Source organism: Streptomyces sp. enrichment culture, assembly GCF_964272855.1.
Lineage (GTDB): Bacteria > Actinomycetota > Actinomycetes > Streptomycetales > Streptomycetaceae > Streptomyces.
In genome coordinates, this window is sequence record NZ_OZ186847.1 from 5,024,527 (window position 1) to 5,037,814 (window position 13,288).

The following is a 13,288-nucleotide window of genomic DNA, read 5'->3' on the forward strand; positions in this document are numbered from 1 at the left end:
GTGCGTCTGTGGTCGATCGCGCGGTTCCCCGCGCCCCTTCAGGGCGTCGCGGTCCCCGGCGCGTCAGAGCTACAGGCTCGCGATGACCCTGTCCGCCAGGATGTAGACGTTCTCCTCGCCGCACTCGAACGTCAGGGTGTACGCGCCCGAGACGCCGGAGCCGCCCAGGAGGACCGGGGTCTCGCCGGCGGTGAGGGCGGCGGCGAGGCGTTCGGCGGTCTCGCGGTGGCCGGGGGTCATGCAGAGAGTGGTGCCGTCGGCGAAGACGTAGACGTCGAGGGTGCCCAGCGGGCCCGGGCGGACGTCGGTGAGTTCGGTGCGCGAGGCGGCCAGCTCCTCCAGCGTCGCGACCGTGCGCTCGTGGTCGTTCACGACGGGTGACGCGACGGGGACGAAGTCCGGGTGGGAGGGGTGACGGCGGCGGGCGGCGGCCAGCTCCGGGGACTCCCCGGCGTACTCGTCGGCCTCGGTGGCCGGCTCCAGGCCCACGAAGTCGGCCTGGCGCGGCAGGAACAGGTCGCTGTCGTTCAGGGAGAGCAGGGACGGCGCGTCGGAGGCGCCGCGGGCCTCCTGGGCGGCCCAGAAGGCGCGGGCCTCGGCCAGCTCCCGCTCACGCTCCTCGGCCAGTGCCTCGGCGACGGCGGCGCGTATCTCGTCCGTGTCGGCGTTGGTCCGCGCGGCCGGGACGTGGACGCGGGCCGCGCGGGCCTCGGTCAGCTCGGTGTGCAGGGCCGCGACCTGGCGGCGCAGCTGCATGAGGGTGCGCAGGACGGCGACGCCCACGGCGCCGGTGGCGGCCGTGGTGACCAGCAGGGCGATCGGCATGGCGCTCACTGACGTACTCCCGGTTCAAGGTCGGCCCCCGACTTCCTACATCAGCTTGATGGGTGAACTAACCAGCTGTCAGTGCGTAACGTCACGAAACGGACAGGACTTTGCGTCTGGGGAGCCCGGTGGTGCGCCTCTGACCTGGGCAGTTCCTGTACCGAGGGAGATAGGTCACATCCTGAGGGAAATTGGATCACAAAACGGCCCAGAACCCTGGTGGTTCTCGGGTTCTGGGCCGTCAGGTGACGGTGGGTGCCCCGGCGGTCACCCAGGGGTGGGTCAGCTCAGGCGCTCGATGACCATCGCCATGCCCTGGCCGCCGCCGACGCACATGGTCTCCAGGCCGAACTGCTTGTCGTGCCACTGGAGGGAGTTGATGAGCGTGCCGGTGATGCGGGCGCCGGTCATGCCGAAGGGGTGGCCGACGGCGATGGCGCCGCCGTTGACGTTCAGCTTCTCCAGCGGGATGTTCAGGTCGCGGTAGGAGGGGATCACCTGCGCGGCGAACGCCTCGTTGATCTCGACCAGGTCGATGTCGTCGATCGTCAGGCCGGCGCGCCGGAGCGCCTGCTTGCTGGCCTCCACCGGGCCGTAGCCCATGATCTCGGGGGAGAGGCCGGAGACGCCGGTGGAGACGATCCGGGCCAGCGGGGTCAGGCCCAGCTCGCGGGCCTTGGTGTCCGACATGATGATCAGGGCCGCGGCGCCGTCGTTCAGCGGGCAGCAGTTGCCGGCGGTGACCAGGCCGTCGGGGCGGAAGACCGGCTTCAGGCCGGAGACGGCCTCCACGGTGACGCCGGCGCGCGGGCCGTCGTCCTTGGAGACGACCGTGCCGTCGGGCAGCGTGACCGGGGTGATCTCGCGCTCCCAGAAGCCGTTCTTGATGGCTTCCTCGGCGAGGTTCTGCGAGCGGACGCCGAACTCGTCCATCTCCTGGCGGCTGACGCCCCAGTGGCGGGCCAGGTTCTCGGCGGTCTGGCCCATGGCGATGTACGGGTCGGGCAGCAGGCCGTCCTCGCGCGGGTCGTGCCAGGTCGCGCCCTCGGACTCGGCGACGGCGGCGGTGCGGGCCACGGCGTCGGCGAAGAGCGGGTTCTGGGTGTCCGGCATGCCGTCGGAGGTGCCCTTGACGCTGCGGCTCACCGTCTCCACGCCCGCGGAGATGAAGACGTCGCCCTCGCCGGCCTTGATGGCGTGCAGGGCCATCCGGGAGGTCTGCAGGGAGGAGGAGCAGTAGCGGGTGACGGTGCAGCCCGGCAGGTGGTCCATGCCCATCTGTACGGCGACGATCCGGCCGAGGTTGTGGCCCTGCTCGCCGCCGGGCAGACCGCAGCCGAGCATCAGGTCGTCGATGTCCTTCGGGTCCAGCTCGGGGACCTTGGCGAGGGCGGCCTGGATGATCGTGGCGGTGAGGTCGTCCGGGCGAAGGTCCTTGAGGGAGCCCTTGAAGGCGCGGCCGATGGGGGAGCGGGCGGCAGAGACGATCACGGCTTCGGGCATCACGGCTCCATTGGCGTACGGGAATTGGCAGGGCTGGTTGAGAAGGGCTGGTTGGGAAGTTACCCGTACGTATGGACGAGGTCACGCTGTCGGCGGTGTGACATGGGCCGCAACTTTCTAAGCGCTTGCTTGGCAGTCGCGCCGGGGCTCAGGCGCGGGTCTGCGCCTCAGGGGAGTGCGGGTCCAGCTCCGCCTCCGGCACCCGCCGCCTGCGCCGCCGCTTCAGCAGCGCCCAGGGGCCGCGCGGGCCGGTCGGCATCGCGGCCGTGACCTCGGTGCCCGCCTCGGAGGCCGCCTCCGCGGCGGCGCGGGCCACCGGCAGGAAGCCCTCGCGGCGGGAGACGTCCGGGCGCTCCTCCTCGGCCGGCCACAGGCCGAGCGCGGCGCACACCGTCGGCAGCACCGCCATCGCCGCGGTCGCGTACCCCTCCGCCGAAGGGTGGTAGCTGTCCGGGCCGAACAGCTCGCGCGGGTTCGCGGCGAACTCGGGGCCCAGCAGATCGCCCAGCGAGACCGTACGGCCGCCCTGCTCGACCACGCCGATGGTCTGCGCGGCCGCCAGCTGGCGCGAGACCCGGCGGGCCAGCCAGCGCAGCGGCTGCTGCACCGGCTCGATGGTGCCGAGGTCCGGGCAGGTGCCGACGACCACCTCCGCGCCGGCCGTGCGCAGCCGCCGGACCGCCCCCGCCAGATGCCGTACCGAGCGGGTGGGCGGCATCCGGTTGGTGACGTCGTTCGCCCCGACCATGATCACGCACACGTCGGGCACCGGGGCCGGGCCGGAGAGGACCAGCGCCACCTGCCGGTCGAGATCGTCCGACATGGCGCCCGGCACGGCCACGTTGCGCAGCAGCACCGGCCGCTCCGCGACCGCGGCGAGGCCGGAGGCCAGCAGCGCGCCGGGGGTCTGCCCGGCCCGGTGGACGCCCTGCCCGGCGGCGGTGGAGTCGCCCAGCAGGGTCAGCCGGACCGGTTCCTCGCCGGGTGTGGCGTAGCCGCCGCCGTACAGTCCGTCCGCCCTCGGCACGTACGGGGAGGAACCGTTGGCCAGCACCTGGCGCCTCGCCATCTGCGCCTCCGCCAGCAGCAGCCCGACGACCGCCGCCCCGGCCAGGCCGATGCCGCCGCCGCCGTACGCCGCGCCGGCCGCGATGCGCCGCGCCACCCTCGCCCTCGACATGCTGGTCATGCGTCGCCGCCACCTCCTCGTAGCCGTACATCCACTCCTTGCCCCGTACCGGCCGTCCGCCAATCGCAACAGTGAGTGAACGACGCCCCTGGGCCGTAGGCTGGCGGCACCACGACCACATCTTTTGCAGCAACCGGAGACAACGGTGCAGTTCCACGACTCGATGATCAGCCTCGTCGGCAACACCCCGCTGGTGCGGCTCAACAGCGTGACCAAGGGCATCAAGGCGACCGTCCTGGCCAAGGTGGAGTACTTCAACCCGGGCGGGTCCGTGAAGGACCGCATCGCCCTGCGCATGATCGAGGCGGCGGAGCAGAGCGGCGAGCTCAAGCCCGGCGGCACGATCGTGGAGCCCACCAGCGGCAACACCGGGGTGGGGCTGGCGATCGTGGCCCAGCAGAAGGGCTACAAGTGCATCTTCGTCTGCCCCGACAAGGTGAGCACCGACAAGATCAACGTGCTGCGCGCCTACGGCGCCGAGGTGGTCGTGTGCCCGACCGCGGTCGCCCCCGAGCACCCGGACTCCTACTACAACGTCTCCGACCGGCTGGTCCGTGAGACGCCGGGCGCGTGGAAGCCGGACCAGTACTCCAACCCGAACAACCCGCTCTCCCACTACCACTCCACCGGCCCCGAGCTGTGGGAGCAGACCGAGGGCCGGATCACCCACTTCGTGGCGGGCGTCGGCACCGGCGGCACCATCTCCGGCACCGGCCGCTACCTGAAGGAGGCCAGCGAGGGCCGGGTGCGGGTCGTCGGCGCCGACCCGGAGGGGTCCGTGTACTCCGGCGGCTCGGGGCGGCCGTACCTCGTCGAGGGCGTCGGCGAGGACTTCTGGCCCACCGCCTACGACCGTGAGATCGCCGACGAGATCGTCGCCGTCTCCGACAAGGACTCCTTCCAGATGACCCGCCGCCTCGCCAAGGAGGAGGGCCTGCTGGTCGGCGGCTCCTGCGGCATGGCGGTCGTGGCCGCGCTGCGCGTCGCCGAGCGGCTGACCGAGGACGACGTGGTCGTCGTACTGCTGCCGGACAGCGGCCGCGGCTACCTCAGCAAGATCTTCAACGACGAGTGGATGGCCGACTACGGCTTCCTGGAGGACGCCGGCCCGAGCGCCCGCGTCGCGGACGTGCTGAACGACAAGGAGGGCGGCTCCATCCCGTCCCTCGTCCACATGCACCCGGACGAGACGGTGGGGCAGGCCATCGAGGTGCTGCGCGAGTACGGCGTCTCGCAGATGCCGGTGGTGAAGCCGGGCGCCGGTCACCCGGACGTGATGGCCGCCGAGGTCGTCGGCTCCATCGTCGAACGCGAGCTGCTGGACGCGCTGTTCGCCAAGCGGGCCTCGCTCGAGGACCCGCTGGAGAAGCACATGTCGGCCCCGCTGCCGCAGGTCGGCTCCGGTGAGCCGGTCGGCGACCTGATGTCCGTGCTCGGCACGGCGGACGCCGCCATCGTGCTCGTCGAGGGCAAGCCGACCGGTGTGGTCAGCCGGCAGGACCTGCTCGCCTTCCTCGCCAAGAGCGCCAAGTAGCGGCCAACTCGCGGTGAACCGCGGGCGTCGGCGGCGAACTCGCGGTGACGTGAGGGGGATTCGGCCGCGCGGAAGTGGTACGAGGGTGTCACGTTCGCGCAGCACCCGCTTAACACGGGTCGGAGAGAGTGGGGTTGTCGGCAGGGCGGGGGGAGGCTCCCCGCCCGGGCCGGCGACCAGCGGCGTCAAGGACCTCCGGAGCGGCTCCCGGACCTCCATCGACGCCTCGGACGCGCCACGGGCCTGACCCGTCCCGCGTCCCTCGCGGGGACCGCCGTCGTCCCGCCCCCCGGAAACGGGGGTGCGGCGGTCCCCGCGCATGTCTTCCCGGGCCCCGGAGGCGGCCTCAGTCCTTCGGGCCGGGGTCGCCGTCCTCCCTGCCGCCCCGGCGGAACAGGCCCGGATTGGTGCGGGCCGCCTGGACGACGTTCACGCCGACGACGCCCGCCCACGCGGCGATCAGACCGGGCAGACCCCCGATGCCGCCGCCGATGGCGGACAGCGGGATCGCCAGGACCAGCGAGACGATGCCGAAGCCGTAGCGCTCGCCCCAGGAGTCCGCGTCGCCGGGTGCCCGGGTGTCCCGGGCCGCCGCCAGCTGCTCCTCGGCCAGCCGCCGCCGCACCCGGCGCTCGATCGCGCCGTCGATGCGCTGGTCGACCTTCTCCAGGAAGGAGTCGACCAGCGCGGACTCGTACTCCTCGCCCAGTTCCCGGCGCGCCCGCAGGGTGGCGTCGAGTTCCCTCTTCAGGTCGGTGTCCCGCCCGTCGTCGATGCCTGTCATGCCTCTCACCGTAGGAAGCGGGCCGCGCCTGGCGCACTGGGGACAGCCCCCCTGTTGCCCGGCTGCATAGGAGCATGCAGAGTTCTCGTTACCTGAATAGGGCAACGGATCTTTCAGACGAGGGGGAGCACGGCATGAGCCCGACCGACAGCCCTGCCGCACGCCTGCAGGCGCTCTTCGAGGGGCACCGGCTCACGCCGACCCAGCGCCGGATCGCCCACAGCATGGTGCGCCGCGCCGCCGACGTGCCGTTCCTGTCCAGCGTGGAACTCGCCGAGCTGGCCGGCGTCAGCCAGCCGTCCGTGACCCGCTTCGCCGTCGCCCTCGGCTTCGACGGCTACCCGGCGCTGCGCCGCCACCTGCGCGAGGTCGCGCCCGCCGAACCGCCCGCGGAGGGCGGCGCGTTCAACGAGTACCAGCAGGCCGTCGAGGCCGAGATCGAGAACCTCAGACACCTCGCCGAGGCGCTGGCCGACCCGCGGCCGGTGCAGCGCGCGGGCCGGATCCTCGCCGCCAGCCGCCCCCTGCCCGTCCTCGGCCTGCGCGCGGCCGCCGCCCAGGCGCACGGCTTCGCCTACTTCGCCGCCAAGGTCCACCCCGACGTACGGCTGCTCAACGAGGGCGGCACGATGATCCAGGACCGGATCGACGGCGCCGTACGCGCCGGTGCGAGCGCCCTGCTCTGCTTCGCGCTGCCCCGGCACCCCCGCGAGGTCGTCGACACCCTCGGCTACGCCAAGGACGCGGGCCTGACCGTGGTGACCGTCGCCGACTCCGCCTTCGCGCCCGTCGCCAAGGTCTCCGACCTGCTGCTGCCGGCCGCCGTCGGCACCGGCCTCGCCTTCGACACCGCCTGCGCGCCGATGCTGCTCGGCCGGGTGCTGCTGGAGGCGATGTGCGACGACCTGCCGGAGGCCCAGGCCCGGCTGGAGGAGTTCGACACGCGGGCGGCGGCCCGGGGCCTCTTCGTGGAGTAGCGCGCGGCACGGCCCGGGTTCTCAGACTCGTCTCAGGTTCCGCCGCTAATCTGCCCGGCCGACAGCAATGTGCCAGGACGACGAGGAGGCGGAACGTGGCACGCGGAGGTCAGGGACTGGCTCGGGTGGCCGTCGTCGTACGGGCGGGCGCCGCACCGCTGTGGTGGCTGGGTGTCTGCACGGCCGGGATCGGCCTGCTGATCCCGGGTCTGACGGGCCGCAGGATCGGGGTGTACGCGGGTGCGGCGCTGTTCGTCGTCGCCGCGGCGGCGGTGGCCTGCGCCCGCCGCAGGCGCTACACGGCGCTCACCCGCGGCGCCGCCCGGGCCGGGAAGTACGACGTCCTCCAGGACCGCGCCGTGACGGTCCGCAACTGGCGGCGCGGGCACCGCGGGTGGCTGCTGCTCGCGTTTCTCGCCGCGCTGGGCGCGAACTTCGCCGTACCGGCGGCCGGCGGGCTGCTGCTCGCCGGGTGCGGGGCGGGACTGTGGCTGAAGGCCGCGTGGCTCGGGCGCCGGGAGCGGGCGGAGGAAGGCCTGTTGTGGGTGCGCGTGGACTGGCTCGCCGGAAACGGCGGACGCCCGGCCGGAAAGGTGGTCAAGGGCTACCGCAGCACCGGCATCGCGGCGGGCGACGCGGCCCCGGGCGGGGCGCGCCGCCGCCCTGCGGCGCTGGTCTGACCGGCCCCGGGTCCGGGGTCGGTCCGGGGAATCAGACCTCCAGGTCCTCCTCGATCTTCTTCAGCTGGTGGCGGGCCATCGCCAGGTTGGCCCGCTTGCTGTCGAGGGCCAGGTAGAGGAAGAGCCCGTTGCCGCCGCGGCCCTTGAGCAGCCGGATCAGGTGGTACTGGTCGGTCAGGCTGATCAGGATGTCCTCGATCTCCGCCTTGAGGCCGAGGTGCTCCATGGTGCGCATCTTGGCGCGCACCACGTCCGTGTTGCCCGCGGCGGCGACGTTGAGGTCGAAGCTCTTGCCGCCGCCCAGCGTGCCCAGCGCCATGCCGCTGGTGTAGTCGACGAGCGCGACGCCGGTGGCTCCCTCGATGGAGGCGAGTGCTTCCTTCAGGGCGGTCTCGGTGTTGGCCATGGTGGCGTGTCCTCTCAGTTCTCGGTGGTGCGCACGTTGGCGGTGGTGCTCGGTGTGCGCGGGGTTCTGACGGTCGGTCTGGTGGGCAGTGCGGTGGTCGGTGCCGGTGCCGGCGCGGAGGTCTCGCCCACGGTTTCGGCGCGGGCGGCCACCGCGGCGTCCACCAGCTCCCCGATGCGGGCCCCGGCCCGGCGGCCCTCCAGATGGAGGCGGCCGACGTTGACGCGGTCCTGCGCGAGCAGGGTCAGCACGGCGGTGCGGCCCGCCGCGTAGGTCGCGACGTAGCCCTGGCCGCCGCGGACGAGCAGCTCGCGCAGCCCGCCGCGGCCGGTGGCGTCCGCCAGCCGCACGGCGACGCCCAGCGAGGCGGCGGTGAGCGCGGCCAGGCCCTCCGGCTCGACGCCGGGGGTGTCGTGGGCGAGGACGAGTCCGTCCACGCTGGCGGCGAGGGCACCGGTCAGCTGGGGCACGCGGGCCCTCAGCCGGTGCAGTTCGTCGAGGATGTCGGGCTCGGCCGCCATCGGTTCTCTCCTCTCGGCGCTCTCGGCGTGCGATCGGTGCCGTTCAAAGGGCCTCCAGCGCATCCCTGAGCCTCTTCAGCAGGGTGATGTCGGGATCGGTGACCTCGGGCAGGAAGCCGTCGGCGATGAGCGGGGCGCCGTGTGGGGGCGGCGGCGGGGCGTACTCGGCGGGGGGCGGGGGTGGGGGCGTGACCGTGGGGGTGGGGGTGTGGGGGTACGGCACCGGTGGCGGGGCCGGGTCGGACCCGAGCCGGTGCTCGGGCTGGGGCTGCGGCTGGTGCTCGGGTCGGTGCTCGGGCTGGGGGCGGGGTGCCACCAGGCCGGCCGCTGCCAGGCGGCGTATGTCCACCAGGGTGTGGAAGCCGGGCCGGCCCAGCTCGCGGGCGATGTCCGTCGCGGTGCGGACGCCGTCGACCAGGTCCAGCACGGCCCGCCGCCGGGGCGGGAGCGCCGGGACGGTACCGGGGCCGGGCCGGGTCAGCGGGGCGTTGTCGGCGCGCTGGTCGGGCCAGACGCGGTGCAGCAGCTCGCGCCGGCGCAGGGTCGCGCGCTCCACCTCGGCCACCGGCACCGGGTGCAGTGGGCCCGGCGGGCGCGGGTCGCCGTAGCGGAACCGGCCCGGGGTGCTGCTCGGGGCGAGCGCGAAGTACGCCGCGTCGTACAGCGCGCCGAGGTGGCACAGCTCCAGCGCGCCCGCCGTGAGCCGCCCGCCGTCGACCAGCAGCCGGCCGGCGTCCGGCCCCGGCCCCGCCCGGTCCACGGCCTCCCGCCAGGCGGCGGCGTCCAGCGTGCCGTGCGCGGTCAGGAGGACGTCGAGACCGGGTGCGGCCGGGCTCTCGGCGTGCACGACGCGGCCCTCGGCGAGGTGGATCGTGCCGCGCTCGCGGACCAGGACGCCGGTGGCGCGCTCGGCGGCGAGCCGGGACAGCATCGGCGACAGCCCGGTCACCGTGTGGGGCCGGGGGCCCGCTCTGTCCCGGACGGGCAGCGGGGGCGGCGGAGTGGTGCCGACGGGTGTCATGCCAGGACCAGCCGTCCGGCCAGCTCGCCCAGGCGGATCCGGGCCAGGGCGAGGTTGCCGTCCGCCCGGCCCAGCCACACGTGCAGGAACACCGTGCTGTCGAACGACGTCGGCACGAACCGCAGCACGTGGTACGAGTCCCGGTTGCTGATCAGCAGGTCCTCGACCGGCGGATCCGCCTCGCCCGGTCCGCCGTCGTGCGGGGCGAACGTCTTGTGCTCCGCCGCCAGCCGGGCCAGTTCCGCGGCCTCGGCGGCGGCCGTCTCGGCGTCGCCGGCCGGGAACTCCCCGACGACGCCGAGCGCCAGTCCGCTGGTCCAGTCGACCAGTGCGGCACCCCTGGCACCGGGCAATCGCATAGCTTCCAGCAGGCACTCGTCGATTCCGGGCACCGTGGCTCCCCTCCCCGCCTGGCGTTCGGTCGAGTGACGCCGAAACTACGCACTGTGTGGACGGCGGGTGAGGGATCTGGCATTTTCCATTGGAACATGCGTCGGACCCGCTAATGTGGGTCAACTGGGCTGATGTTCAGATCAGTTGAACATCAGCTCAGCCCGGGTGCGTCAACGGCGCTCGGGCGGGCGCAGGGTGGTGAGCGCGTCGGCGTGCGCCCCTCCGGACTCGGCCACGATCTCCGCCGGCGTCTGCTGTTCGCGGACGGTCGCGAAGGCCACGCCCCCGGCTCCGTCGGGCACGAAACCGTGGATGCCGGGGCGGGCCAGCGAGTTGTAGGCGTAGTGGTGCGCGAAGTAGTACGCGCCGGTGTCCAGGGCCGCCGCGTAGTCCCCGGGTTCGAGCAGGGGCAGGGCGCGGGCCTCGGCCAGCAGGTCACCGGCGAAGCAGGCGGGACCGGCGATGTCCTGGACCGTCTCGGGGCCCTCCTTCGGGCGGCCCTTCGCGTCGTAGGCGGCGATGCGCAGCGGCCAGGCGGTGGGTGCGTAGACCGTACGGGTGGCCACCTGCACGCCCGCGTGTGTGACCGCCACCGGGCGCCCGCCCGCCGACTTGGTGTACTCGACCCGCGCCACCACCGTGCCGTGCTTGGCCAGCAGGGAACGGCCGAACTCGGTGACCAGGCCGTAGCGGCCGTCGAAGAGCGCCGGCACCGCCTCGCGCAGCAGCCGGGCGTACTGCGCGTAGGTCGGATCCGCGGCCTCCGACGCGAAGTTCACCGGCAGGCCGCCGCCGATGTCGATCGTGTCGATCTGCGGACGGCCGATCCGCCGGTTGATCTCCTCGGCGAGCGCATGGGTCTCGGCGACGCCCCGGGCCATCAGCGACAGGGGGATGCCCTGCGAGCCGGTGTGGGCGTGCAGCCGGGTGAGCCAGGGGCGGTCGGCATACGCCTGGACGACCCAGTCCCGCGCCCCCTCGTCGCGCAGCGCCACCCCGAACTTGGAGGTGGCCGTCGCCGTGGAGAGGGCCTCGATGGAACCGCCTCCGACCTGCGGGTTCACCCGCAGGCCCAGGGGGGAGCGGCTGGGGGCGGACGCCATCAGGGCGTCGATGCGGGCCAGCTCCTGCGGGTTGTCCGCGTTGACGGCGATGCCCAGCGCCAGCGCCTCCCGCAGCTCCGCCGGCGTCTTCGCGGGCGAGTCCAGCACCGTCCGCTCCGGCGGCAGGCCCGCCGCCCGCGCCAGGGCCAGCTCGCCGGGGCTCGCCACCTCCGCGCCGATCCCCGCCTCGCGCAGCAGCCGCAGCACCGGCACCAGCGGGGTCGCCTTCACCGCGAAGGCGTGCAGCACCGGCGTGCCCGGCGCCGTCACCGCGTCGAAGGCGGCCCGCAGCCCGGCCGCCGACTCCCGGATGCCGGTGACGTCGAGCAGCCCGACGATGGGCGTGGCGGGACCGAGCAGCCCTTGCTCCACGGCCGCGCGGACCGCCTCGTCCCGGCGGGCCGCCCGCTCGGCGCCGCCCCGTTCGCCCCTGCCGTCACTCGCGTTGACCACAACGTCCCCCGTCATGTCGTCGCCCGGCCCCGCGCCGGGCCCCGCATCCAGCCAAACATCCGCGACGCGCCCGCGCGCCCACACCGACGTATTGACTAGCTCTATTCAGAAGGACAGGATGTGAATAACAGCAGAACAAGCGCAGCCGTCACAGCCATCGCAAGGCCCGTCCGTCAGGAGGCACGCCATGTCAGGACCCCGCCCCGTCCGATCGCCGCGCGGAACGGAACTGAGCGCCCTGGGATGGCAGCAGGAAGCCGCCCTCCGGATGCTCCAGAACAACCTCGACCCCGAGGTCGCCGAGCACCCCGACAAGCTCGTCGTGTACGGCGGCACCGGCAAGGCCGCCCGCGACTGGCGGTCCTTCGACGCGATGGTCCGCACCCTGCGCGGCCTCAAGCAGGACGAGACGATGCTCGTCCAGTCCGGTCGCCCCGTCGGCGTCATGCAGACCCACGAATGGGCGCCGCGCGTGCTCATCGCCAACTCCAACCTCGTCGGCGACTGGGCCAACTGGGAGGAGTTCCGCCGCCTGGAGCAGCTCGGCCTGACCATGTACGGCCAGATGACCGCCGGCTCCTGGATCTACATCGGCACCCAGGGCATCCTCCAGGGCACCTACGAGACCTTCGCCGCCGTCGCCGCGAAGAAGTTCGGCGGCACCCTCGCCGGGACCATCACCCTCACCGCCGGCCTCGGCGGCATGGGCGGCGCCCAGCCGCTCGCCGTCACCATGAACGACGGCGTCGCGATCTGCGTCGACTGCGACCCGCGGGCGATCGACCGGCGCATCGAGCACCGGTACCTGGACGTCAAGGCCGACTCCCTCGACCACGCCCTCCAGCTGGCCGTGGAGGCGCGGGACGCGCGTCGGCCGCTCTCCATCGGCGTCCTCGGCAACGCCGCCGAACTGGTGCCGCAGCTGCTCGCCATGGGCGCCCCGATCGACGTCGTCACCGACCAGACCTCCGCCCACGACCCGCTGTCCTACCTGCCGGTCGGCATCGCCTTCGAGGACATGGCCGACGCCGCCGCCAAGGACCCCGCCGGGTTCACCACCCGGGCCCGCGAGTCCATGGCCCGGCACGTCGAGGCCATGGTCGGCTTCATGGACGCCGGCGCCGAGGTGTTCGACTACGGCAACTCCATCCGCGGCGAGGCACAGCTCGCCGGATACGACCGGGCGTTCGCCTTCCCCGGCTTCGTCCCGGCCTACATCCGCCCGCTGTTCTGCGAGGGCAAGGGCCCCTTCCGGTGGGCCGCGCTCTCCGGCGACCCGGCGGACATCGCCAGGACCGACAAGGCCATCCTGGAGCTCTTCCCGGAGAACGAGTCCCTCGCCCGCTGGATCAAGATGGCCGGGGAACGCGTCCACTTCCAGGGCCTGCCCGCCCGTATCTGCTGGCTCGGCTACGGCGAGCGGGACAAGGCCGGTGAGCGGTTCAACGACATGGTGGCGAGCGGCGAGCTGTCCGCCCCGGTCGTCATCGGCCGCGACCACCTCGACTGCGGCTCCGTCGCCTCGCCGTACCGCGAGACCGAGGCGATGCTGGACGGCTCCGACGCGATCGCCGACTGGCCGCTGCTGAACGCGATGGTCAACGTGGCGTCGGGCGCGTCCTGGGTGTCCCTGCACCACGGCGGTGGCGTGGGCATGGGGCGGTCCATCCACGCGGGCCAGGTGACCGTGGCCGACGGCACCGCGCTCGCCGGGGAGAAGATCCGCCGGGTGCTGACCAACGACCCGGGCATGGGCGTCATCCGGCACGTGGACGCCGGGTACGACATCGCGGAGTCGGTGGCGGACGAGCGGGGCGTGCGGGTGCCGATGCGCGAGGGTGAACAGGCGTGAGCGGCGACCGTCCGGCCGGGGCGAGCCCATCGTCACCGTCCACGGCT

13 protein-coding genes are annotated in these 13,288 nt (G+C 73.4%); 4 read left to right on the forward strand and 9 right to left on the reverse strand.

Annotated features, from left to right (window positions below; translation table 11 throughout):
• Positions 1 to 69: 69 nt before the first annotated feature.
• The 3 genes from ACSU6L_RS22125 to ACSU6L_RS22135 all read right to left on the reverse strand — a co-directional run bounded on the left by ACSU6L_RS22125 (position 70) and on the right by ACSU6L_RS22135 (position 3,517).
• On the reverse strand, positions 70 to 834 hold the full coding sequence (locus ACSU6L_RS22125) for a hypothetical protein (protein ID WP_437059314.1): 765 nt from the start codon (positions 832 to 834) through the stop codon (positions 70 to 72).
• A gap of 273 nt (positions 835 to 1,107) precedes the next feature.
• Complete coding sequence (locus tag ACSU6L_RS22130; RefSeq protein ID WP_437059316.1) at positions 1,108 to 2,328, reverse strand: acetyl-CoA C-acetyltransferase; 1,221 nt, start codon at positions 2,326 to 2,328, stop codon at positions 1,108 to 1,110.
• Between the two features lie 148 nt (positions 2,329 to 2,476).
• Positions 2,477 to 3,517: an SGNH/GDSL hydrolase family protein gene (locus ACSU6L_RS22135; RefSeq protein ID WP_437059318.1), complete on the reverse strand. Its 1,041-nt coding sequence runs from the start codon at positions 3,515 to 3,517 to the stop codon at positions 2,477 to 2,479.
• 145 nt (positions 3,518 to 3,662) lie between these two features.
• Between ACSU6L_RS22135 and ACSU6L_RS22140 the strand changes: the two genes are divergently transcribed.
• On the forward strand, positions 3,663 to 5,051 hold the full coding sequence (locus ACSU6L_RS22140; protein WP_437059320.1) for a cystathionine beta-synthase: 1,389 nt from the start codon (positions 3,663 to 3,665) through the stop codon (positions 5,049 to 5,051).
• Positions 5,052 to 5,397: 346 nt separating this feature from the next.
• Here the strand turns inward: ACSU6L_RS22140 and ACSU6L_RS22145 are convergent, their stop codons facing one another.
• Positions 5,398 to 5,835, reverse strand: a complete 438-nt coding sequence (locus ACSU6L_RS22145; RefSeq protein WP_437059322.1) for a hypothetical protein — start codon at positions 5,833 to 5,835, stop codon at positions 5,398 to 5,400.
• A gap of 134 nt (positions 5,836 to 5,969) precedes the next feature.
• On the opposite strand from ACSU6L_RS22145, the gene ACSU6L_RS22150 reads away from it, so the two are divergent.
• Both ACSU6L_RS22150 and ACSU6L_RS22155 read left to right on the forward strand, forming a co-directional pair.
• Positions 5,970 to 6,812 carry a MurR/RpiR family transcriptional regulator gene (locus tag ACSU6L_RS22150; protein WP_073941357.1) on the forward strand — a complete coding sequence of 281 codons (843 nt, stop codon included), beginning with the start codon at positions 5,970 to 5,972 and terminating at the stop codon, positions 6,810 to 6,812.
• 95 nt (positions 6,813 to 6,907) lie between these two features.
• The gene (locus tag ACSU6L_RS22155; RefSeq protein ID WP_437059325.1) at positions 6,908 to 7,492 is read left to right on the forward strand and encodes a hypothetical protein; all 585 of its coding nucleotides are present in this window, start codon (positions 6,908 to 6,910) and stop codon (positions 7,490 to 7,492) included.
• A 31-nt stretch (positions 7,493 to 7,523) separates the two neighbouring features.
• Here the strand turns inward: ACSU6L_RS22155 and ACSU6L_RS22160 are convergent, their stop codons facing one another.
• The 5 genes from ACSU6L_RS22160 to ACSU6L_RS22180 all read right to left on the reverse strand — a co-directional run bounded on the left by ACSU6L_RS22160 (position 7,524) and on the right by ACSU6L_RS22180 (position 11,404).
• Positions 7,524 to 7,898 (reverse strand): hypothetical protein, encoded by a 375-nt coding sequence (locus ACSU6L_RS22160; RefSeq protein ID WP_437059327.1) that lies wholly within the window; start codon positions 7,896 to 7,898, stop codon positions 7,524 to 7,526.
• A 14-nt stretch (positions 7,899 to 7,912) separates the two neighbouring features.
• A complete protein-coding gene (locus tag ACSU6L_RS22165) occupies positions 7,913 to 8,419 on the reverse strand; it encodes a roadblock/LC7 domain-containing protein (RefSeq protein WP_437059329.1) in 507 nt (168 codons plus the stop codon).
• Between the two features lie 43 nt (positions 8,420 to 8,462).
• Positions 8,463 to 9,440, reverse strand: coding sequence for a transcriptional regulator (locus ACSU6L_RS22170; protein ID WP_437059331.1), 978 nt, complete (start codon positions 9,438 to 9,440; stop codon positions 8,463 to 8,465).
• Positions 9,437 to 9,832, reverse strand: coding sequence for a hypothetical protein (locus tag ACSU6L_RS22175; RefSeq protein WP_073941352.1), 396 nt, complete (start codon positions 9,830 to 9,832; stop codon positions 9,437 to 9,439). The genes ACSU6L_RS22170 and ACSU6L_RS22175 overlap by 4 nt, the downstream gene beginning before the upstream one ends.
• Positions 9,833 to 10,003: 171 nt before the next feature.
• Positions 10,004 to 11,404 carry a diaminopimelate decarboxylase gene (locus ACSU6L_RS22180; protein ID WP_437059333.1) on the reverse strand — a complete coding sequence of 467 codons (1,401 nt, stop codon included), beginning with the start codon at positions 11,402 to 11,404 and terminating at the stop codon, positions 10,004 to 10,006.
• Positions 11,405 to 11,576: 172 nt separating this feature from the next.
• Here ACSU6L_RS22180 and hutU point away from each other — a divergent pair, with 172 nt between their 5' ends.
• Positions 11,577 to 13,241, forward strand: a complete 1,665-nt coding sequence (gene hutU, locus ACSU6L_RS22185) for a urocanate hydratase (protein ID WP_437059335.1) — start codon at positions 11,577 to 11,579, stop codon at positions 13,239 to 13,241.
• Positions 13,242 to 13,288 lie beyond the last annotated feature (47 nt).

Excerpts from the sequence above, each read along its gene's own strand:
- ACSU6L_RS22135 (WP_437059318.1), bottom strand. The coding sequence starts at position 3,517 with ATGACCAGCATGTCGAGGGCGAGGGTGGCGCGGCGCATCGCGGCCGGC.
- ACSU6L_RS22165 (WP_437059329.1), bottom strand. The coding sequence starts at position 8,419 with ATGGCGGCCGAGCCCGACATCCTCGACGAACTGCACCGGCTGAGGGCC.
- ACSU6L_RS22150 (WP_073941357.1), top strand. The coding sequence starts at position 5,970 with ATGAGCCCGACCGACAGCCCTGCCGCACGCCTGCAGGCGCTCTTCGAG.
- ACSU6L_RS22180 (WP_437059333.1), bottom strand. The coding sequence starts at position 11,404 with ATGACGGGGGACGTTGTGGTCAACGCGAGTGACGGCAGGGGCGAACGG.
- ACSU6L_RS22130 (WP_437059316.1), bottom strand. The coding sequence starts at position 2,328 with ATGCCCGAAGCCGTGATCGTCTCTGCCGCCCGCTCCCCCATCGGCCGC.
- hutU (WP_437059335.1), top strand. The coding sequence starts at position 11,577 with ATGTCAGGACCCCGCCCCGTCCGATCGCCGCGCGGAACGGAACTGAGC.
- ACSU6L_RS22145 (WP_437059322.1), bottom strand. The coding sequence starts at position 5,835 with ATGACAGGCATCGACGACGGGCGGGACACCGACCTGAAGAGGGAACTC.
- ACSU6L_RS22160 (WP_437059327.1), bottom strand. The coding sequence starts at position 7,898 with ATGGCCAACACCGAGACCGCCCTGAAGGAAGCACTCGCCTCCATCGAG.
- ACSU6L_RS22170 (WP_437059331.1), bottom strand. The coding sequence starts at position 9,440 with ATGACACCCGTCGGCACCACTCCGCCGCCCCCGCTGCCCGTCCGGGAC.